The 20,021-nt window shown below is 57.1% G+C and carries 16 protein-coding genes; 10 read left to right on the top strand and 6 right to left on the bottom strand.

The genetic code is table 11. The features are described 5' to 3' along the window. A partial coding sequence (locus KK925_RS06775) for an NAD-dependent epimerase/dehydratase family protein (protein WP_174582140.1) occupies positions 1–719 on the bottom strand: 719 nt, incomplete at its 3' end. Between the two features lie 805 nt (positions 720–1,524). On the opposite strand from KK925_RS06775, the gene KK925_RS06770 reads away from it, so the two are divergent. Genes KK925_RS06770 through KK925_RS06750 form a run of 5 tightly spaced genes read left to right on the top strand, consistent with a single transcriptional unit; the run spans position 1,525 to position 9,434 of the window. Continuing rightward, the gene (locus KK925_RS06770; protein WP_174582139.1) at positions 1,525–3,261 is read left to right on the top strand and encodes a transaldolase; all 1,737 of its coding nucleotides are present in this window, start codon (positions 1,525–1,527) and stop codon (positions 3,259–3,261) included. Positions 3,262–3,278: 17 nt separating this feature from the next. After that, complete coding sequence (gene gnd / locus KK925_RS06765; RefSeq protein WP_174582156.1) at positions 3,279–4,256, top strand: phosphogluconate dehydrogenase (NAD(+)-dependent, decarboxylating); 978 nt, start codon at positions 3,279–3,281, stop codon at positions 4,254–4,256. A gap of 59 nt (positions 4,257–4,315) precedes the next feature. After that, the gene (locus tag KK925_RS06760; RefSeq protein ID WP_174582138.1) at positions 4,316–5,644 is read left to right on the top strand and encodes a glycosyltransferase; all 1,329 of its coding nucleotides are present in this window, start codon (positions 4,316–4,318) and stop codon (positions 5,642–5,644) included. Further along, positions 5,595–6,527 (top strand): YihY/virulence factor BrkB family protein, encoded by a 933-nt coding sequence (locus KK925_RS06755; RefSeq protein WP_174582137.1) that lies wholly within the window; start codon positions 5,595–5,597, stop codon positions 6,525–6,527. The genes KK925_RS06760 and KK925_RS06755 overlap by 50 nt, the downstream gene beginning before the upstream one ends. Before the next feature lie 18 nt (positions 6,528–6,545). Continuing rightward, positions 6,546–9,434 (top strand): M16 family metallopeptidase, encoded by a 2,889-nt coding sequence (locus tag KK925_RS06750; RefSeq protein WP_174582136.1) that lies wholly within the window; start codon positions 6,546–6,548, stop codon positions 9,432–9,434. On the opposite strand, the gene KK925_RS06745 is transcribed toward KK925_RS06750, so the two are convergent. From KK925_RS06745 to KK925_RS06725, 5 genes are all read right to left on the bottom strand, one after another. After that, positions 9,398–10,525 (bottom strand): substrate-binding domain-containing protein, encoded by a 1,128-nt coding sequence (locus KK925_RS06745; RefSeq protein WP_179959116.1) that lies wholly within the window; start codon positions 10,523–10,525, stop codon positions 9,398–9,400. The two genes, KK925_RS06750 and KK925_RS06745, sit on opposite strands and share 37 nt — an antisense overlap. Before the next feature lie 142 nt (positions 10,526–10,667). Next, positions 10,668–12,092, bottom strand: a complete 1,425-nt coding sequence (locus KK925_RS06740; RefSeq protein ID WP_174582155.1) for a glycine--tRNA ligase — start codon at positions 12,090–12,092, stop codon at positions 10,668–10,670. Between the two features lie 79 nt (positions 12,093–12,171). Then, entirely contained in the window at positions 12,172–13,011 is an 840-nt protein-coding gene (locus KK925_RS06735; RefSeq protein ID WP_174582134.1) for a hypothetical protein, read from the bottom strand. A 92-nt stretch (positions 13,012–13,103) separates the two neighbouring features. After that, positions 13,104–13,337: a hypothetical protein gene (locus KK925_RS06730; protein WP_174582133.1), complete on the bottom strand. Its 234-nt coding sequence runs from the start codon at positions 13,335–13,337 to the stop codon at positions 13,104–13,106. A 414-nt stretch (positions 13,338–13,751) separates the two neighbouring features. Next, entirely contained in the window at positions 13,752–13,982 is a 231-nt protein-coding gene (locus tag KK925_RS06725; protein ID WP_174582132.1) for a hypothetical protein, read from the bottom strand. Positions 13,983–14,606: 624 nt separating this feature from the next. Here KK925_RS06725 and KK925_RS06720 point away from each other — a divergent pair. From KK925_RS06720 to KK925_RS06700, 5 genes are all read left to right on the top strand, one after another. Beyond that, positions 14,607–16,976, top strand: coding sequence for an AsmA-like C-terminal region-containing protein (locus KK925_RS06720; protein WP_174582131.1), 2,370 nt, complete (start codon positions 14,607–14,609; stop codon positions 16,974–16,976). A 3-nt stretch (positions 16,977–16,979) separates the two neighbouring features. Next, a complete protein-coding gene (locus KK925_RS06715) occupies positions 16,980–17,828 on the top strand; it encodes a deoxyribonuclease IV (protein ID WP_174582130.1) in 849 nt (282 codons plus the stop codon). A gap of 241 nt (positions 17,829–18,069) precedes the next feature. Then, complete coding sequence (locus tag KK925_RS06710) at positions 18,070–18,411, top strand: glutaredoxin family protein (RefSeq protein ID WP_174582129.1); 342 nt, start codon at positions 18,070–18,072, stop codon at positions 18,409–18,411. Next, a complete protein-coding gene (locus tag KK925_RS06705; protein ID WP_214096367.1) occupies positions 18,412–18,612 on the top strand; it encodes a hypothetical protein in 201 nt (66 codons plus the stop codon). Beyond that, positions 18,605–19,555, top strand: a complete 951-nt coding sequence (locus KK925_RS06700; RefSeq protein WP_174582128.1) for an extracellular catalytic domain type 1 short-chain-length polyhydroxyalkanoate depolymerase — start codon at positions 18,605–18,607, stop codon at positions 19,553–19,555. Before KK925_RS06705 ends, KK925_RS06700 begins: the two co-directional genes overlap by 8 nt. The last annotated feature ends 466 nt before the right edge of the window (positions 19,556–20,021 follow it).

Below are 20,021 nucleotides of genomic sequence, written 5' to 3'. Positions count from 1 at the left end.
GCTTGGGGAGGGAGGGCCAAGAGGCGAAGTGTAGCTTCCACGGCGTCAGCGATAAAGGTAAAATCCCGAAGGGCTTGTCCATGGCCAAAAAGCCGAATGGGTTCGTCTCGAAAGAGAGCTCGAGTGAAGGAAAAGTAGGCCATATCGGGTCTTCCCCAGGGTCCGTAGACCGTAAAGTAACGAACCCCGGTGGTCGGCAGCTGGTACAAGTGACTATAGGAAAAAGCCATGAGCTCGTTGGCTCGTTTTGTGGCTCCGTAGAAGCTTAGAGGTCGATCCGCTGGCAAATCCGTGGAGAGAGGTTTATCCATCTTCACCTCACCGTAGACAGAGCTAGAGCTTGCATACAGTAAATGAGGACATCCGGAAATCCGGCACGCTTCCAGTAACTGTGTAAAGGCCACTAGATTGCAATGGGCGTAGCGTAGGGGGTCTTTGAGGCTATGTCGGACACCGGCTTGGGCCGCCATGTGGATCACGCGGTCAAAGGGACCCCACGAACGGAAAACTTCTGCCGCTGCCTCCGGCTCAGCCAGATCGAGCTGGCGGAACCGGAATTGGCCGAAGGTCTGGAGCTTGTCCAACCGAGCCCTCTTCCAGTGGGGAGGATAGTAGGCGTTGAGATCATCTACGCCAAAGACGCAATGACCTTGTTCGAGGAGCTTTTGAGCGATGAAAAAACCCAAAAAGCCCGCACAACCGGTAACAAGAATTTTCAAACTTTCCGTTTCGTTCGTCAGTTGGTGAAAGGATTGGCTCGTAAGTGTTCTTTACCTTCGCTGGTGAGTTAGCTCTAGTTTTCTTTTGGGTTTTGTAGCTAGGGAAACTTCTCGAACGAGCTTGGTTCGAGCCAAAGCGCACCCGATTGTTCCTCCTAGCAAGGGTCCTTCCCGAGGAAAACGGGGCTCATGGGCACCGCCCGGTTACGGTAGGACCAGGGTTTTTATTGTAGACTTTCAAGACTGAGAGTTCAATAGCTTGGGTCGGTCGCCTGGCCAAATCCGGTCCCTGGGACTCTTGCTCTCCTTTCCTGGATTTTGTGGCCGAGTGTCTTTTGGCGTTTAGGCAAAAGCCACCCAAGCCTCTTTTTACGCGAGCTGAGTCGTTTGATATCCTTGTCGCGCCACTGGCGTTTTGGCCTAGGAGAAGGACGGGCCTTGGCTTGGAGGCCCCCGGCCCGTCACTTAGCTTTTGGGCCTCCCACAAAGGGCCAGAATCACCTCTTTGTTGAGGAATTTCCGCTGGGTTATAAGAAAGCCATGGCGCCTCACCTGATTGGCAGGGTGATCGGGCGAGAAGAGTCCATTCCCTGGGGCGATGGAAGCCACAAAGCCGCTAGGAGAGCTCCAGGACAACCGAAAGCTTGCGTTGGGCCGGTTCGGAGGCCAAAAAAGAGGAAGTGGAGCAAAAGTTCCTATGCCTGCTTGGGCCTGCCGATCCAGGTGAGAGAATGTTTTTCTTGCCCTTGGTTACCGAACCGAGAGGAGCCTGGCGGCCGATCTCTTTTTTCCTTTTTCTTCCATTATGAGCGAAACTCTTGCTGAAGCTTCCTTTTCGCTGCCAGAATGGACCCAACGACCCCTGGAGCGCCTGATCGATCAGTGGCAACAATCCGATGGGACGGCTCGCTTCTGGGCCTGTGACTCCACCCTTTGGACTGGGCGGGACGAAGGGGCTTGGATGGGATGGTTGGACCTTCCCGATACAGAATGGGCTAACCTGCCCCGGTACCGCGCCTTATCTCGTGAACTTCGAGAGGAAAGAGTCAAACGGATCGTTCTTCTGGGAATGGGAGGGTCTAGCCTCGGAGCAGAAGTCCTGGCGAAAGTACTGGGCCAAGAAGCCCAGTTCGCCCGTTTCGAAGTTTTGGATTCTACCCATCCAGAGGTCATCCGGAGGGTGGCGGACTCCCGGGGTCTAAAAACCCTCTATATCGTTTCGAGCAAGTCGGGAACAACGCTCGAACCGAATCTGCTTTTTTCCTATTTCTTTGAAAAAGTTTCCCAGGAAGAAAGCGAACCTCCGGGCCGCTCCTTTGTGGCGATTACCGATCCCGGCTCCCCGTTGGAAGTCCTAGCAGCTCAAAAAGGTTTCCGGGCTGTTTTTTATGGGGTTCCCTCCGTGGGGGGGAGATACTCCGTGCTTTCAGCCTATGGCCTGGGAGCCACAGCTCTGGCCGGGATCGAGCCTGAGCCGGTCCTTGAAAAGGCTCGCCAGATGAGGGATCTTTGTCGCAACACGCAAAGCGTCGAGAACAATCCCGGGATCTACCTTGGGATTGTTCTCGGTTTTTTGGCTACCCAGGGGAAAGATAAGGTAACCATTCTTACCAGTCCCTCCTTAGCAAGCTTCGGAGGATGGCTGGAACAGCTTTTAGCAGAATCCACCGGGAAGGACGGAAAGGTTATTCTGCCTCTCACGGGTGAGGAACTGGGAGAGCCAGACTCCTACGGAAAGGACCGGGTTTTTGTCTCCATCACCCTCCCGTTTGAAACGAGCACGGAGCTAGAGGCAAGACTCCAAGCGCTTGCTCAAGCGGGGCACCCAACGATCCGTTTCCGGTGCAAGGAAAAGAAGGATCTTGGGGGGGAATTTTTCCGGTGGGAAGTTGCCACGGCGGTCGCTGCTTCTTTTTTGAAGATTCATCCCTTCGACCAGCCTGATGTGGAAGCTTCCAAAGCGGCAACGCGCCGTTTTGCCGAAGCCTATGCTCAAACGGGTCGTCTTCCAGAATCTTCCCCTTTGTGTAGGCAAGACGGGATTGAGCTTTTCCTACCGCAGCGAGATCAACCGGTGGATACAGGACTCCTTTCCCACCCTAAGCCAGTCTCCAGGACGCTGCAAACCTATTGGGAGCGGATCCGCCCGGGCGACTATGTCGGTCTTCTTGCCTTTGTAGACCCGCGAGATCGGGTGATGGAATGCCTAGGAAAGATCCGGGAGAAGATTCGACGGACGAAAAGGGTGGCCACCTGCCTTGGAATTGGGCCCCGTTACCTGCATTCCACCGGGCAGGCCTTTAAAGGAGGTCCCAACACCGGTGTTTTCCTTTTGGTTACGACAGGGAACGAGGGAAGCGAGCTTGCGATTCCAGGCCAGCCATTTGGGTTTGGTACCATCCATCGGGCACAGGCGCTGGGGGACTTTGAGGTCCTCGCCGAGCGAGCTCGGAGAGTCGTGCGGCTCCATTTGGTCGACTCCCGGCCAGAACGGTGGGACCAATTGTGGCGTACGGTGGATGAGAGCTTCTCTTTAGCGTAAGAAGGATGGGGCGTGTCATGGAAGTGGGTTTTGTTGGTCTAGGGCGGATGGGTTCCAACATGGTGCGACGACTTCTGGCCGGAGGTCACCGGGTGGTCGTGTACGACGTTCGAAAGGAAGCCATGGAGGAAGTGGCTCGGGAAGGGGCCATTCCAAGCCAGGGATGGGAAGATGTCACTCAAAAACTTTGCCCTCGCCGCGTCGTATGGGTCATGGTTCCGGCCGGCGACCCTACCGAATCGGCGCTGCGAGAGTTGTCCCAGTACCTGGAGGAGCGTGACATTGTGATTGACGGAGGCAACAGCTACTTTGAAGACACCCAGCGACGAGCCCAGGAGCTGGCCGCCCGAGGCATTGTCCTTCTGGACGTCGGGACCAGTGGGGGAATCTGGGGACGAGAAGCAGGATATTGTCTTATGGCCGGGGGACCCAAGGAAGCCTTTGACTATGTGGAGCCCTTGCTTCAGACCCTTGCCCCCGGGCTGCCAGCCGCTCCACGGACCCCCGGCCGGACCGGAGCTCCTGCTTCGGAGGAACTTGGTTATCTTTGGTGCGGCCCTAGCGGCACCGGGCACTTTGTGAAGATGGTCCATAACGGCATTGAATACGGTCTTATGCAGGCGTATGCAGAGGGTTTTGATTTGTTGAGCCAGGGGCATCGGGCATTGGGGGATCTGTGTCCCCAGCTTCCCTTGGCTCGCATTGCCGAACTGTGGCGCCGGGGGAGCGTGATTCGCTCGTGGCTTTTGGATCTGGTCGCTATGGCTCTCCACGAGGATGCGCTTCTTTCCCGTTACACAGGGATCGTGGAAGATTCCGGAGAAGGAAGATGGACTCTTTCGGTTGCCCTCCGGCTGGCGGTGCCGATGGAGGCGATCTCCTCTTCGCTCTTTCGGCGCTTTCGTTCCCGCCAGGACCACCCGTTTTCCGAAAAAATGCTCTCGGCTATGCGACAAAAGTTTGGAGGCCACATCGAACGGCCGACGGGTGGATAAGAAAAAGACGAGGACAAAAGGGGGGTATTTTCCGGACCGGGAGAAACAAAGCCAGGAGCATGCGGTTTCTTTTGGCCAGTTGGGGTTCGCTTGGAGATCTTTTTCCTTTCCTGGGTTTGGCCCAAAAGCTCCAAGCTCGAGGGCACGAGGTTCTACTGGTAGGACCGTCGGGCTGGGAAGAGCACACAGAGCGCGCCCAGGTCCCGTTTGTTGCCGCAGCCCCAGATCCCTGGGCGCTCCGGGAGGTTGCCCAGCTATGGAGCCAGCGCCGGTGGGGTCTAGAAGCCCTGGAAGCTCTGGTGGAAAAGGGAGCCTATGCGGCAGCCCTTTCCATGGCCAAGGCTCTTCTTCAACTGGCTCCGGAGTACGATTGCCTTGTCGCCCACCACTTCGCTTTCGGGGGCGCTTTTGCAAGCCAGCGTGCCGGTCTTCCCTGGGTAACCGTGTGCCTTTCCCCGGTCGCAACCCCTTCCGGAGGGCTGCCACCCCCCGTTTTTCCGAAGCTGCCTCTTCCCTTTTTTTGCCGGCAAACCCTGTGGAAGATGGCCGCCGGCTGGATTAGCCGTCGTTTTGACCCTGGGTTTAACCGGCTGCGACATAGCTTGGGTCTTCCCCCCGCCAGGGGTGTGCTCTATGACTACTCACCGAAACTGGTTCTCCACCTCTACAGCCGGATCCTTTTTTCTCCTTCCCAGGACTGGCCTTCCCATCACCGGATTTGCGGGTATTCTTTCTATGAAAACGAATGCGAGGTTTCTCCTGAGCTTTTGGCGTTTATGGAAAGAGGGTCTCCTCCATGGGTTTTTACGCTAGGAAGCACCATGGTGGCGCGCCCAGGGAGATTTTATGTGGAAGCCTACGAGGCGGCGAAGCTCTCAGGAGTCCGGGCTGTGCTTTTGACCGGACCAGAGACCCAACAAAGATTCCCTCCCGATCCCCAGATCCTGGTCCTGGCCAGAGCCCCTCACAGCTGGCTTTTTCCGCGCTCGTTGGCTGTAACCCATTGCTGTGGTGCGGGAACCCTCTCCAAAACTCTCCGGGCGGGACGACCATCCGTCTTTTGTCCCTGCCTCTTCGATCAGCCTATTCATGCTCGATTAGGAGAACTCCGCCATTTCGGCGTGACCCTTTCGTCTCAACAATGGAATGCCCGGAGATTTGCCCAAGCGCTGGACCGGGCGTTAACCCCAGAGATCGTTCAGAGCGTGCGCCGAGCCCAAAGGGAATTGGAAAAAGAAAATGGAGCCCAAACAGCTAGCCAGCTCCTGGAAGAATTTGCCGCCAGTGAAAAGCCCTGGAAAGGCTTTCAGTTTGGACAGGCACGACTCGAACCTCCGCATGCACCAGCTACCCGTCCGGTCCCTATCGCAGGAAACGACGAAGCCTAGACTTGGCTCTTCGCTAAAGGAGATCCTGGCCCTTTTTTGGGACGCCGGAGAGGGTTGGGTCCGGCATCGCTGCTCAAGCTTAGGGGCTGCCCTTTCCTGCTACATTCTTTTTTCCTTCATCCCTCTTGTGGTCATGACCGTGGCTCTGGTAAGTGTGACCGTCAGCCAGAAGGCCGGCCGCGAGTTTATGGAAATCTTGCGCCAGATGATCGGGGAGGAAGGGATCACGCTTCTCAAAGACGCAGCCTCTCGGGCGTCGGAACTTTGGAAAAATCCCCAGGCCGCATGGGCAACGGCCCTGTCCCTTTCCTTGGGCGCCTCGGGAACCTTTTTAGAGCTGCAAGATGCCCTTAACCTCATTTGGGAACTGGAGCCCTGCCCTCCTCGAGGACTCGGGGACGTGCTTCGACGCCGGGCCAGTTCCTTTGTCATCGTGTTGGGAAGCGGTCTACTCTTGTGGATCTCTTTAGTTGCGACCACCGCTTTAGGTGGAATGGAAGGGATTTTTACTAGGTTTTTGCCGGAACTCCATCTCCCCTGGCTGATCTCGGTGGTGGCCTTTGTCCTTGGTGTGCTCGTCTTTGCCACCGTATACCGGACACTCCCCGATGCACACGTGCGATGGCAAGACGTGTGGTTGGGAGCTACGATCACAGCAGTTTCGATCATGGCAGGGAAATCCCTTCTCTGGTTTGCCTTGCGCCGAAGCGCATTGGCCTCGTTGTACGGAGCCGCCGGAAGCGTAGTTCTTTTCCTTTTGTGGATTTACTATTGCTCTCAAATTTTTTTCTTTGGAGCAGAGCTTACCCGTGCTTGGGCCCAACGGCTGGGGAGCTGGAATTCCAAGCCAACCCATAAGGATTCTGAAAAACCCCGGTACTAGAACTCCGCAACCAATCCGATGAGAAAAACCTTCCCGCTGGCCAGGGCTCTTCTGTGGAGAACCGGGATGTTTCTCTCTTTTGTGGCTTGGCTAGCTCCTTTTTCACCCCGCTCTACGCTGGCCGCTCCCTTTCCACTCCCCAAGGGTGTCCGGCAGGGGCCTTCTGTAGAAGGGATCACCGAGTATGACCTCCCCAACGGGCTTAAGGTGCTCCTTTTTCCGGATCCAAGCCGGCCCACCATCACGGTTAACGTCACCTACTTGGTGGGTTCCCGAAACGAAAGCTATGGGGAGACCGGGATGGCCCATCTTTTGGAACACATGCTCTTTAAGGGAACTCCCCGTCATCCCCACATTCCCCAAGAGCTCACGGAACACGGAGCCAAACCCAACGCCACCACATCCTGGGATCGAACCAACTTTTTTGAAACCTTTCCCGCCACAGACGCCAATCTCGATTGGGCTTTGGATTTAGAAGCCGACCGGATGGTCCATGCAATCCTCCGAAAGGATGAGTTTGAGCGGGAGATGACCGTGGTTCGAAACGAGTTTGAGATGGGGGAAAACGCTCCGTGGTCCGTTCTTTTTAAGCATCTTATGGCCGCCGCCTACCGGTGGCACAACTATGGCAAACCGGTCATCGGAGCTCGCTCTGATATTGAAAACGTTTCCCTTGACCGCCTGGCTGCGTTCTACCGGCGCTATTACCGGCCGGACAATTGCGTGCTCATCCTTTCGGGAGCTTTTGACCCAGGCCATGCTCTTGCACTTGTCGTAAAACACTTTGCTACGATCCCGCGTCCCTCAGGCTCCCTCCCTCAGACCCATACAGAGGAGCCTTCCCAGGAAGGTCTCCGCCGGGTGGTCGTGGAACGGGCAGGAGGAACTCCGCTTGTGATGGTGGGGGTCCATATCCCGGCCGCTTCCCACCCGGACATCGCCCCGCTGGAAGTCCTTGCCGACGCGCTGGGAGATACCCCCTCTGGACGGCTCTATCACAAGCTTGTAGAGACCCAAAAAGCTAGTTCCGTCGGCGATGACGTCCTGGCATTGCGGGAGCCTGGCATGGCGGTTTTTTATGCTGAAGGCCCGGCCGGATCTGACGCGCACCTTTTGGAACAAGGCATTCTTCAAACGCTGGACGAAGCCATGCGCTCACCGCCGAGCGAGGAAGAAGTGGCGCGCATCCGGCGAAAACTTTTAAAGGAAATGGAACTTGCGCTAGCGAATTCGGAACGCATTGGCCTTTACTTGAGCGAATTCATTGCTGCAGGTGACTGGCGGCTTTTTTTTCTTCGACGTGACTGGTTAGAGAAAGTCAGCGCAGCCCAAGTGGCCCGAGTGGCTAGAACGTATTTGCCCGAAACGAACCGTACCGTAGCTGTTTATGTCCCGGCTGCTCAAGTCGCCCGGGTCGAGATTCCTCACGCCCCGGATTTAGCAGCTCTTCTCCGCGATTACCGGGGTAAAGGTGAGATAGAACCGGGAGAAGCTTTGGATCCGGATCCTAGTTCCCTGGAAGCGCGAATCCAACGGGCCGTTGTTAGCCCGGGAATAGCAACAGCCGTTCTCACCAAGCGCACGCGGGCGGACCTTGTACATGCCTGCCTTTCGCTCCAGTGGGGAACCGAGCGAAACCTACGAGGAACTTCCACCGTCGCACGCTTGGCAGCCCACATGCTGTCGCGGGGTACTACCCAGCATAGCCGGCAAGAACTGGAGGATGAGCTAGACCGGCTAAAGGCTCGGGTTTCCTGGAGCTCGGAACCCGGGGGGATCACGGTGCAAATGGAGTCCCCTCGCACCACGTTTTTCCGCCTGCTCGAGCTCGTCACGGAAATGTTGCGAAAACCCTCCTTTAGCTCGTCCGAATGGGAACAACTCAAAGCAGAGGAGCTTACCGAGCTTGAGCAAGAAAGGAGCGAACCGACAGAGGTAGCTTACCGGGAGGCCCTGCGCCATATGAACCCGTACCCCCAGGGTGATGTGCGTTACGTTCCAACCTTTGAGGAAGAAATCAAGGAGGTGCAGAAGGTCTCCTTAGAAGAAGCTAAGGCGTTTTACGGGAGGTTTTACGGGGCCAACCACGGAGAGGTTTCCGTGGTGGGCAACCTAGGCCTTACCCAAGTGAGCCAAAAACTCCAATCCCTTTTCGGAGGATGGGAATCTCGAGAACCCTTTGAGCCCATTTTCCACCCGCTCGTCCAGAACCAAACGCTACGAAAGGTGCTCCCGATTCCAGATAAACCCAACGCCGCATTTGTGGCTTGCCAGGCTCTAGCCCTTTCGGATGAAAACCCGGATTACCCCGCGCTCGTTCTGGGGACCTACATTCTTGGTGGTGGGTTTCTTAGCTCTCGGCTGGCGCTACGCATCCGCGCTCAGGAGGGACTGAGCTATCACGTGGGGGCTCACCTTGAGTTAACCCCGAAGGACTCTACCGCACTCTTTCTTGCCAGCGCCATCGCCGCACCACAAAACGTTGCCAAGGTGGAAAAGGCGTACTTTGAAGAAGTCACTCGAATACTCAAGGAAGGGGTCCGGAAGGACGAACTGGCCAAGGCCCAGGAAGGCTGGCTCCAAATGCGAAGATTATTGCGATCGAACGATCGGGAGCTAGCGACGCTTCTGGCCACCAGAGCCCGATGGGGACGCACTTTGGCTTGGGATGGAAAGCTGGAAGCACAAATCCGAAATCTCTCCGTAGCTGAAGTCACGGCCGCTCTACGGAAATATCTGGATCCAAACCGGATGAGCGTGTTTCTTGCCGGGGATCTTGCGCGCTTGAAAACAGCGCTCGTCCCGATCCTCTCTCCTCCTGGCCTTGCGAGGGAGCGCCGGGGATTTTTACTGAATGTTCCTACCGGGCCCTACGCCACTTTCTCCCCTGCATGGGAAGCCTGGTAACCAAAAAGCTTTTCCAATTCTGCCTGCAACGCAACTTGCCGGAGCAAACCCAAAAGACGCCGGCTGGCTTCCTCTTCTGCCCATCTCGCAAGAAAAACCAGGTCAAAACGCTCTTCCTGCAACGGTAAAAAACCTAGTCCCAAAACCCGAGCCACCGGTTCGATGGTGATCCCGCAATCGGCCACTCCCAGAAGGACCCGTTCTCCTACCTCCCGGTGATTTTTGGCCAACGGTGCCCAGGCAAGCGAAGCCATTTCAATTCCTTCCCGCGCCGCCTCCCTTTCCAAAAGCCGTTGAGCCCCCGACCCTGGCTCCCTGGGAACGACACGCACTTTCTTGCGGGCGATGTCCGCCACCCGGGAAATACCGAGCGGATTGCCAGGGGCTACGGCAAGACCGGCCTTCCACCGAACCAGTTCTACTGCAAGAAACCGCTGCGAACCCAGCATTTCCTCGACAAAAGGCAGGTTGAATTCCCGGCGAGAGTCGTCCCAAAGGTGCATCCCCGCTGCATGAATCCAACCCCTGGCCAAGGCCTGCAGCGCAAAAAAACTCGAACGTTCCAGCCAGAGACTTCGCTGCCAGGGAAACAAGCCATTAAGTCGTTGAATGAGAAAACCCAGGACGGGGGCACAACCTGCCACCACAATCCCTTTTTGCAAGGAACCCGAACCCTCGGAGAGCTGAACCAAAAGCCCTGTCTTTCCTTTTTCCTTCACCCATCCGCACACAAGTCCTGGCGAAGCCACTACCTCCGAAGGTTCCAGCGGATGCGCTACCCAGTGATCTCCCATCCAGCCGAGCGCTACCGGTTCCTCCGGGAGAGGGTCCCGGAAACTTGCCCAGTCCGCCGGCACGGGATCTGTCTCCATGGGCTGACCAAAGAGCTCCTCCACGGTGGTCCCAAGCAACCGGGCTAGCCGCAGGGCAAGGGCCACCGAAGGTACCGCACGCCCTTGTTCAATCGAAGCAAGGCTTTGACGGGCAATCCCCACCCGCCGGGCGGCTTCCAATTGGGAAATTCCCAGGGAAATTCTGCGGTCACGAAGCTGGGTCACACGCTTTTCTGGGAATAACGTAGCTGGTTTCACCCGCATCCATCTCCACCGGTCATCGGGTTCCTCTTCCCTCTTTCGGGAGTGACGTTGATCAGGGAGAAAAGACCCCCCTTTTCCCCATGCCCGGACTCCCTTCTCTTGGCCGCACTTCCTCCCGGGGGGAGAAGCCGATTGTTTAGGCCGGCCAAGACTTGCCAAGCCCTTGGTTTCCTTCCCTGGGCACGAAAAAACCTCCTATTCCAGGGGAGACCTTCTGGGCCAAATACTCCAAAAGATCCTCGATGGCAACACGCTCTTGGGCCATCGTATCTCGATCGCGGACCGTCACGGTATTCCGGCGGCCAGCCAACGGCCCCGACCGAACACCCTCGAGCGTTTCAAAATCAATCGTAACACAAAACGGGGTCCCAATCTCATCCATTCTGCGGTAACGCCGCCCGATGGAGCCCGCCTCATCATAGGCCGTTTTGTAAAACCGTCGAAGCCAGCTTGCCACTTCCTGAGCCTTGGCAACCAATTCCGGGCGGTTCCGAAGAAGGGGCAACACCCCTACCTTGATCGGTGCAACCCTGGGAGAAAGCCGGAGAACGGTCCGCACCTCTTTCCCTCTCTCCCCATCCTCCTTAACCTCCTCCTCATTGTAAGCCTCGCATAAAAGAGCCAGCACCGTCCGGTCAACCCCCCCGCTGGGTTCGATCACATGGGGCACAAACCGGGTCTGGGTCTCCTCATCAAAGTAGTCCAACGGTTTGCCGCTGCCCCGCGCATGCTGGACCAGGTCATAGTCGGTGCGATACGCAATCCCTTCCAGCTCGTGAGTCCCAAAAGGAAACTCGTATTCGAGATCGTAGGTCTTTTGCGAGTAAAAGGCTCGTTCCGATTCTGGGACATCCCGCACACGAATTTTACTCCTGGGAAGCCCAAGGGACTCATACCAGGCCAAACGCTCCTCTTTCCACCGTTCCAAAAGTTCTAACCCGGTGCCCGGTTTCACAAAATATTCCACTTCCATTTGTTCAAACTCTCGCGATCGAAACGTGAAATGGCGCGGGTTAACCTCATTGCGAAACGCTTTGCCGATTTGAGCAATTCCAAAGGGGAGTTTTTTGCGGGAAACCTCCAAAACATTGCGAAACTGCACAAAGATGCCCTGCGCAGTTTCCGGACGCAGGTAGACAGTCTCGGCGGATTCCTCCACCGGACCCAGCTGGGTTTTGAAGAGAAGGTGAAACCGTCGGGGCTCGGTTAGCGGAGCCCCGCACTGGCCAGGATGGAATTTCGGACGCAGCGGGCAAAAGACCGCACCCAGCTCGTCAGTCCGGAACCGGCTGTGGCATTCCTTACATTCGACCAGCTCGTCGACAAATTGACCCTCATGACCGCTGGCCTGTAACACGGCACGATGGGTTAGGATCGCAGAATCTAACCCCACGATGTCATCCCGGTACTGGGTCATACAAACCCACCAGTACTCCTTAATGTTCCGCTTGAGCTCGACCCCTAAAGGGCCATAGTCCCACACACCGGCTAGCCCACCATAAATCTCGCAGGAAGGGAAAATGAACCCCCTGCGCTTGCACAGAGCCACCATTTTGTCCATGAAAGAGGTTTCCTTCACAAAGGAAAGCTTAGGATAGGGTTCTTCCCCTGCAAAGGCAAGAAGACGGCTCTTCAATAGCTCAGTCCCGAACCGCACCGTTCCTACACCCATAGAGAACCGTTCCCCTAGTAGGGAGGATCGTCTGGGAGGCCGACCCAAGAGTCCTGCCGACAATTCGCGTGCGGGGGTTTGACTGCCAAAGCCAGGGTTGGCGTCCCCGTCCCGCGTTTTCGGGGACAGAGGCGCGGGAGGGGGAGTCGACCCTCTCCCTAACCGGGGATGCGCTCCTTGCGCCGCTTAGAGTCTTTTGCAAGTCCCCGCCATAGAAACGACCACACAGGCTTTGTCGGATTCCTTGCGCGTAGGGCGAAGGTGACCTAACCACCCTCTGTGTGGGGTTACACCTGCCTCTCGCACGGATAACGCGTCCCGAGAGACACAATCCTCTCACGGCGAGGGGGGGACCGAGGCCCGCGCTCTCGGAAAAACTTGTGCCATGACGGCGCGCATGGTCGACCACGCCCATCAAAGACGCGTAGGCCAGATCCACTTCGATCCCCTCGACTCCGGCAGCAAAACAAGCTGACTTTGAACCATCGCGATCGCCTTGGCGTAAAGCCAAAAAAGAAAACGAGCGGGCCCAAACGCAATCCACCGACTCAAGCTTGAGCTCCGTCTTGGGAAGATCCCATGGTTCGATCAGAAGCGCCTTGCCCGATTCACCACAGGCCTGGGCGATCTCTTTGCACGTGCCAATAACAATCGCTTTGACCTGCTCCTCCCTCTTGCCATGATCCGGCGGATTGCCAGGAGATTGCCCGAACGCTCCCTTTCGGCCAAGGCAAGATGATTTTCGTTGCCCTCGATGCTTCCCAACACCCAGCACCCCTTTTCGGTCTTGCACGAAGCGGTCGCCCAAGCACGGATCCTCCTGCGGGACGCCTTTCCCCCTCTTTTTTGCTTGTCCCGGGCACGATCCGGCTGGCCGAGAGGGGTCTAGAGAATCGCTTTCTATCCGTAGGCAAAACGCACGCCCTCACAAACCAGGTATCCGCTCGGGCTTTCCCATCCGGCCGGCAGCCCGCAACCGCAAAGCCGATAGGCTCCCGTCCGTGGATACTGTGACTCGGCAGGACGAGTTGCCGGGGGCTCGTCCTTCGACCCCAGCATAGAGAACTGGCTCCCCCATTCCGCCTGCCAATCCCTTTTCCCGTCCGCGTGACTGGCGTGCTGGTTTTCTTCCAAGGAAAACTCTTTACGGAAACAAACGGCGAAACCCGAAAGACAAACGCACCCGGTTGCGACTCCTCTTCTCCCAGGAGGGCGTCAAGCTTGGTGGGAAAAGGATGGCAAAGCCACCCGCTTTTTTTTCGTGCAAAACGTTCGATCCGGGCATCTTCTCCTCAAGCGTGCGGAATTAGCTCTTGCGCTCTTTCCAGATCCCCTCCTTAGCTTCCACAATCATCTGGGGTCGCTCTCCTTCCCGACCGAAACGGACCTTTCCTTGGAACTTAGACCCGGAGAATGTGGAACTATCCGGCCAGTCAAGCCAAACCGCCACAGGAAGGATCAATGGCCGTCGTTAAACGGACACACAAACCCGCATGTCCGCAAAAAACACTCGGGCTCCCACCTCCCCAGAGAGCGCCGCATAGGTCTTCAAGCAACGCCCCCTGTTCGATCGTCACCTGCAACCGCCCCTGGTAAAGGGAAACGAGCAAGCTTGTCCATGCGATCGCTTCGAGCACCTTCTTGGCGCCGTTGTTGCGCGGATTTCTTCTCGTAAAGCCTGGCACAGAAGGAAACCATCACCCCACGGAGATCGCACACAAGATCGTCGGTCATCTCATTGGCATCCCCCAACAGGATGGATCGACCCTGCCTGGCCAATGCCGCCCAATCCCGCCTCCAGAGACTCGAAACTGAAATCCATTAGCCCGTTGCGCTACTCGGACCCCGATGACGCCCACCTTCCGATGAGAGACCTCCCCAACCCGAACCCTCTCCGATGCCCCTTTTCTCTCCGAGCCCACCTCCTCGCCGGCCTTGACGATCGGCAACCGTTTCCCTGAGAACCCATTCAGAGAACGCAAGCCAATTCCCTCTCTCCATCCGCTTTTTGATCGGCGCTACCACCACCCACGCGTAGAGGGCCACCCGATCGAGTAGCACCGCCTCCGCATGGCACGATTACCGCCCCGGTCGGCAACTATTCTGCAAGCACAGGCAACCCCCTCTCCTTCCAGATCCCCTCACCCGCCTTACAAGGCAACACCGTGCCGCTTGGGCCACGCATGTACCTTCATTCGGATATGCTCCCATCCCAAGCCTTATGTCTCCCTATGTGGCTTAACTGTCGGTAACCCTTGGGCTGCCACCGGAAGTTCCGACAGCCATCCCTCTTTTTCCCTTGGGGGAGGTGCTACAAAACCGGTAGGCTATTCCCTGGGGATCGGTTTGTAAGATCCTTGCCTTTATCCGCCGTGTCCCCCCCGCGGGAAACGTTTTGTAACCATGGTCGACTTTCAGCTGGGAACTGGCGCTATTTTCCGAAGGTTCTCCAAGTCACCCTGGATCCCCCCGATCTGGACATGGCCCGTGGTCGTTTTCGTTGGTCTCCTTTTTTCGCTGTGGTTTTTCGGCGTTCCCGAGCCGGTCCAACAAAGGATTCTCAGAAACCTGGAAACCCACGGAATGGCGATTACGGCCAGAACGATCCGGCTGAGCCCCACCGGTGCTCTCTTGTTGGACGAAGTCACCTTGTGGGATAGCCCTCACCACCGGATAGCCCTCCTTTCGGTCGATCACCTCCGGCTTGGATGGGTTTGGGAAACGGTGCGATCGGGAAAATGGGCATTGCGAACCATCACCGTTCGAAACGGAAGCATCCGGTGGCCGTTGGCGTCAGGGAAAAGCCTGGAACTCTCCCATGTCTTTGCCAAAGCTCATCTTTTGCCGGACCGGTTGGAACTGTGGGAAGCCCAAGGGCTCATCTTGGGTAAATGCCAGCTGATGGCCCGCGGAACCCTACGCTTGGCAGGCTGGCCGGTTTTCCGGAAAAATCAATCTGGAATGCCCCAGGCACGAGGCTGGGAACCGGTGGCTGAATGGCTCACCTCCTTTCTGGGAGCTTGGATCAGCCGCTCTCCCCTTACCCTACAGGTGGAATTTGAAGGCCAGAGCGATGACTTGCTCGGAAGCAAAGCTCGGTTTGTTCTCTCGGGCCAGGACGCCCGCTGGCATGGGATTACGCTCCGGGCCATCTCTCTGGAAGGAAATTGGGACAAGGGGGTCATGGAAATCCCCACCCTACGAGTCGATTTTGCCCCAGGATATTTGGAGCTTCACGCACGGGTCACGCTTAAGGAGCAAGTAGGTACGTTAGCCTTTTCCGCACAAACGGACCCGGAGAATTGGGCCGTCCTCTTGCCCGGACATCTTGCCAGATGGGTCCGGCACTTTCGTTCGACCCAGCTTGCCCAGATCGAGGGAAAGGCCCAGTTCCAGTGGAAGCCCGTATGGTCAGTTCGCTACGAAATGGGGGTGAGCTGGGAACGTTTCTGGTTTGGTGAAACGTTTTGGAACCGGTGGGAACTCTCCCTGGGCTCCGACGGGGAAAGGGTGATTATCCCAGAAGCACGGCTGGCCGGCAAGCTGGGAGAACTCAATGTTTCCCTTTTGCGACCCGCCCTGCATAGCCCTTGGGAGGGCCGGGTCACCAGCACCCTCCATCCTTCTGCCTTTCGCGGGCTTTCGGCAGCATGGGACCAAACCCTGGCACGGCTCCAGTTTCCGGGGGAAGGGCCGAGGATTGAGGCCGACATCCGCTTCGACCCCGCTAACTGGGACAAACTTGATCTGCGTGGACAGTTCCAGACCTCGTCGTTTTCCTTTAAGGGAGTGCGGGTTCTTTCCGCCCAAGGCCGTTTCGCATGGCAAGGAGGGCGACTAGCCCTTTGGGAGCTAAAAGTCGTGCGTCCCGAAGGGATCGTGGAAGGGGCCATGGAAGAGGATTTTCGTGCCCGGCTCCTCCTTCTCCACAAGCTCCATTCGACCGTCCACGTTCAAGAAGTCGCACCAGCTGTTGGAGAAAAATTCCCGCGTTACGTGGAGCCCTATCGGTTTACGAGCCCCCCCAACCTGTGGGTGGACGGCACGGTAGACCTCGACGAAAAACGGATCAAGCCGGCTACCCAGCTTTCCATTGATCTCCGTTCCGAAGGCCCCATGGAATATGACTTTTTAGGTAAAACGCTCTACCCTTCCGGCATCGCAGCCAAAATCACGATTTTGGGGCGTAAGCTCACCGTAGTGGTTCAAAAAGCCCGGCTCTTCGACGGGGAGTTACAGGGGACCATTGGGGTCGACCTCCTTGCCGAGCCTCCCTTTCAGGCCGTGTTTGAGCTTTCCCAAGCTGACTTCCAAAAGGTTCTTCTCACCTATTTCCGTTATGGGAAAAGCACGGGACGGATGCTACTGAAGGGAGAGGTTCGAGGGGTCATCGGAAAATTGAACACCCTCCAAGGAAAAGGGACCTGTGAGATTCACGGGGGATATCTCTTGGATATTCCCTTTCTGGGAGGGCTTTTTACGCTCATCGGACAAGCGTTTCCTTTCCTGAATCTTACGAGCGCAGGGGACGCACAGTGTGATTTTGAAATGGCCAACGGAGCCATTTCGACGCAACGACTCAAGATTACTAGCCCCATGCTAACGATGATCGGAGAAGGGAAATACGATTACCTCAGGGATGCGTTAGACATGGACATGCGCGTCAATGTCCGCGGGCCCGCAAGTATCCTTTTTTTTCCCGTAAGCAAGCTCTTTGAGTTTCACGGTTCGGGACCGCTGACCAATCCCAAATGGGAAAGCAAACTTTTTTGACAAATGAGGCGACTTTTAGGGGCTCACGTTTCGATTGCCGGTGGGTTTCCCCAGGCGGTAGAGCGGGCTTTCCAAGGTGGGTTCTCAGCCGCTCAGATCTTCCTAAAAAACTGCCAGCAATGGCGCAGTCGCCCCCTCTCCCGCGAGGAAGCGAGCGAATTCCGGCAGAAAGTGCTTCAAAGGGGAATTTATTTTTTTGGTCACGCAGGCTATCTTTTGAACCTCTCCAGCCCGGATAGGGAGCTTTCCTCCCGCAGCCTGCGGGCCCTGGTGGAGGAAACCTCTCGAGCCTACCAGCTGGGCTTACGCTTTGTCGTCGTGCACCCCGGAACGCGCGGTTCCACGAGCGAGGAAAGTGCTCTGGAACGCTGCGAGCAAAAGCTTCGACAGTGGGTGGAGTTAACGAAAGATTTCCCGATCGGTCTTGCGATTGAATCCATGCCGGGCGCAGGCACGCAGATCGGATCCAGGCTAGAACAGTTAACGGAGCTCCTTGCGCGATTGGCTGATCCCCGGCGTTTCGGGCTCTGCCTGGACACCGCCCATTTATGGGCGGCTGGCTACGATTGGAGCACCCCGGAGGGGTACCAGAAACTTATCCAAACGATCCAATCCCAGCTTGGCGAAGGGGCTCTCTGGGCTATTCATCTAAACGACTCCTGGTATCCTCTGGGGTCCCGAAAGGACCGCCACCAGCATATCGGGGAAGGAACCATTGGGCTGGAACCCTTTCGGTTATGGATGACGGATTCCCGGTGGGCACAGGTCCCCATGGTGCTGGAGACCCCAAAGGGTCAAGGACTGGAAGAAGATAAGCAAAATCTTGCACGCTTGCGATCGCTTTTGACTTGATCTTTTGCGTGAAAGGAACCGCTTGGAAACGCCAACGGAGCCCTGCCCGGCGAAGTCCAACGTCTCCCTACCTTTGATTCCCGAGACCCGTGTGACTCAGGCATGTGCTGCGAACAGGACGGGGCAAGGCTGCAATACGCTCGATGCGATAGGAAACCTGGCGTGCGCCATCCAGCAAAACCTCGACAGACAAGAATTTTCCCTTTGATTCTGCGACCTATGTAATAGATTTTTGAGGGCTATGAGCGAGGTTAAGATCGTTGCCTACCTGAAACCTGTTTGCGGGTGGAGTCAAGGAGTGAGGGCCGTTTTGCAGAAGTACAACCTGCCCTACGAGGAGAAGGATATCATCAACCACCCGGAATACCGGGAAGAGATGATTCTCAAAAGCGGTCAGCCCTACTCTCCCTGCGTAGAGGTGAACGGCCAGATGTTGGCCGACATTAGTGGAGAGGAGCTCGAACAGTGGCTGGTGATGCATGGGATTGTACAAAAAGATGACCGTCCCGTCGATGTCCCCCTTAACCAGCCTTGTTCCCACGAGCATCCTCCGGAGGCCGAGGTCAAGCTCCAGTGGTGGTAGGTGCCGACCGAAGATCATCCCTTTTTTTGTCGGTGGCAGACAAAGCTCCCTGGCGCCGCGGATGCGTACGCCGATCCGGGTAGAACTGACGCGATGATCATCCTCGGATCGCGACCGGCGCAGGAGTCGCTTGTGGTTTTCGCCCGCCAGGGAATCAACACTCCAGTGGCCGAATGGGTAAAGGGGTGTCGTCGTGCCTGAGTTGCGCTTCCTTCCGCGCTTGACAGGCCTCTTGTGTCTAGCCCTGCCAGTTGTGGCTTGCGGGGGACCGTGGAACGTCACCACTAACGATTCATGGCACACGTTGCCCTACGGCGGCCGCATCCGTAGCTACATCCTGCACCTGCCACCAGCTCTTTCGGGCCAAAGACTGCTGCCACTAGTCATAAACCTCCACGGGGGCGGCGGCAATGCCATAAGCGCAATAGAACAAACCGGCTTCAACACTGAAGCCGATCGAAACGGTTTCATCGTAGTCTGTCCCAACGGTACTGGCGCGCCGCATCCGCTGCTCAATGCCATGGGCCGGGGAGAGTTTTACACCTGGAACGCCGGCTCCTGCTGCGGCTACGCGGTCCAGCACCAGGTGGACGACGTCGGCTACATCCGAGCGCTCATTGCCACGCTCCAAAAGCGGTACCCGATCGACCGCAAGCGCATCTACGCCACCGGCTTCTCCAACGGCGGGATGATGGCCTATCGCCTAGCCTGCGAGATGAGCGACACCTTTGCCGCCATGGGTGTCGTCTCTGGAACCTTGACCGATCTCTGCTGCCGGCCGGTCGAGCCCGTCCCAGTGATCCATTTTCATGGCACTGCCGATCAAAATGTGCCTTTGTTGGGCGGTGTTGGCGCTAAGTCCGTCGACCCAACCCCCAAGCCGCCGGTGCTCGAAGCGATCAACTTCTGGATCAAACATAATGGCGCCTCTGAGCAGCCGCAGGTCACCCGCTTTGGTAGCATTACCAAGCGCGTGTATGTCGCCGCCAGTGGCAGAGCTGAGGTCGTGTTCTACCTCATCGCTGGCGGTGGCCACGCCTGGCCCGGCGGCAAGCGGATGCTTTCCATCCTGGACAAGCCGACGCAGGAACTCTCGGCGACACATCTCATCTGGCAGTTCTTCGCTGCACATCCCAAGCCGTAGGCGCCAGGGGTCGTTCCGACGACGCGCGTACCCGCCCACGCATGGAAAGAACCGATTTCGAGCAAAAGTAGCTCGAAAGACTTCGGGAACTGCATGTCACACGTTGGGAGCGTTTCGACCACCAGGAGTCGCGACAAACGCATCCAAGCCTGGAGGCACCGCTTGTCGCACAACACGATTCGTGACGGGAACACCTTGCCGAGGACCTTCACCGGCGGTGATCTTGCCGCGGTTGCTTTATGGATGGAACGCCGTCCACGGCTTTGGCGAGACAGCTATCTTGAGGGCCGCGAGTATCGCGCCGCCGTCCTGCCCCCAAGACCCCCCGCGGTGGCTCTCATACGACGCCTGGCCTGTGGCGAGGGGGCTTTCGATGGACAAGCGGATTGGCTCTTCTGGATGCCTAGATACCAGTTGCATCACCCTTCCTAAAACCACACAGAACCATTTCCCTCCCAAGGAAGAT

Origin of the sequence: Candidatus Methylacidithermus pantelleriae (assembly GCF_905250085.1) — a bacterium.
In the GTDB taxonomy this organism is placed as follows: domain Bacteria; phylum Verrucomicrobiota; class Verrucomicrobiia; order Methylacidiphilales; family Methylacidiphilaceae; genus Methylacidithermus; species Methylacidithermus pantelleriae.
Note: the sequence above shows the minus strand (reverse complement) of the source record. Positions and strands in the feature narration are given on the sequence as shown.

Excerpts from the sequence above, each read along its gene's own strand:
- KK925_RS06770 (WP_174582139.1), top strand. The coding sequence starts at position 1,525 with ATGAGCGAAACTCTTGCTGAAGCTTCCTTTTCGCTGCCAGAATGGACC.
- gnd (WP_174582156.1), top strand. The coding sequence starts at position 3,279 with ATGGAAGTGGGTTTTGTTGGTCTAGGGCGGATGGGTTCCAACATGGTG.
- KK925_RS06760 (WP_174582138.1), top strand. The coding sequence starts at position 4,316 with ATGCGGTTTCTTTTGGCCAGTTGGGGTTCGCTTGGAGATCTTTTTCCT.
- KK925_RS06755 (WP_174582137.1), top strand. The coding sequence starts at position 5,595 with ATGCACCAGCTACCCGTCCGGTCCCTATCGCAGGAAACGACGAAGCCT.
- KK925_RS06750 (WP_174582136.1), top strand. The coding sequence starts at position 6,546 with ATGAGAAAAACCTTCCCGCTGGCCAGGGCTCTTCTGTGGAGAACCGGG.
- KK925_RS06740 (WP_174582155.1), bottom strand. The coding sequence starts at position 12,092 with ATGGACAAAATGGTGGCTCTGTGCAAGCGCAGGGGGTTCATTTTCCCT.
- KK925_RS06720 (WP_174582131.1), top strand. The coding sequence starts at position 14,607 with ATGGTCGACTTTCAGCTGGGAACTGGCGCTATTTTCCGAAGGTTCTCC.
- KK925_RS06715 (WP_174582130.1), top strand. The coding sequence starts at position 16,980 with ATGAGGCGACTTTTAGGGGCTCACGTTTCGATTGCCGGTGGGTTTCCC.
- KK925_RS06710 (WP_174582129.1), top strand. The coding sequence starts at position 18,070 with ATGAGCGAGGTTAAGATCGTTGCCTACCTGAAACCTGTTTGCGGGTGG.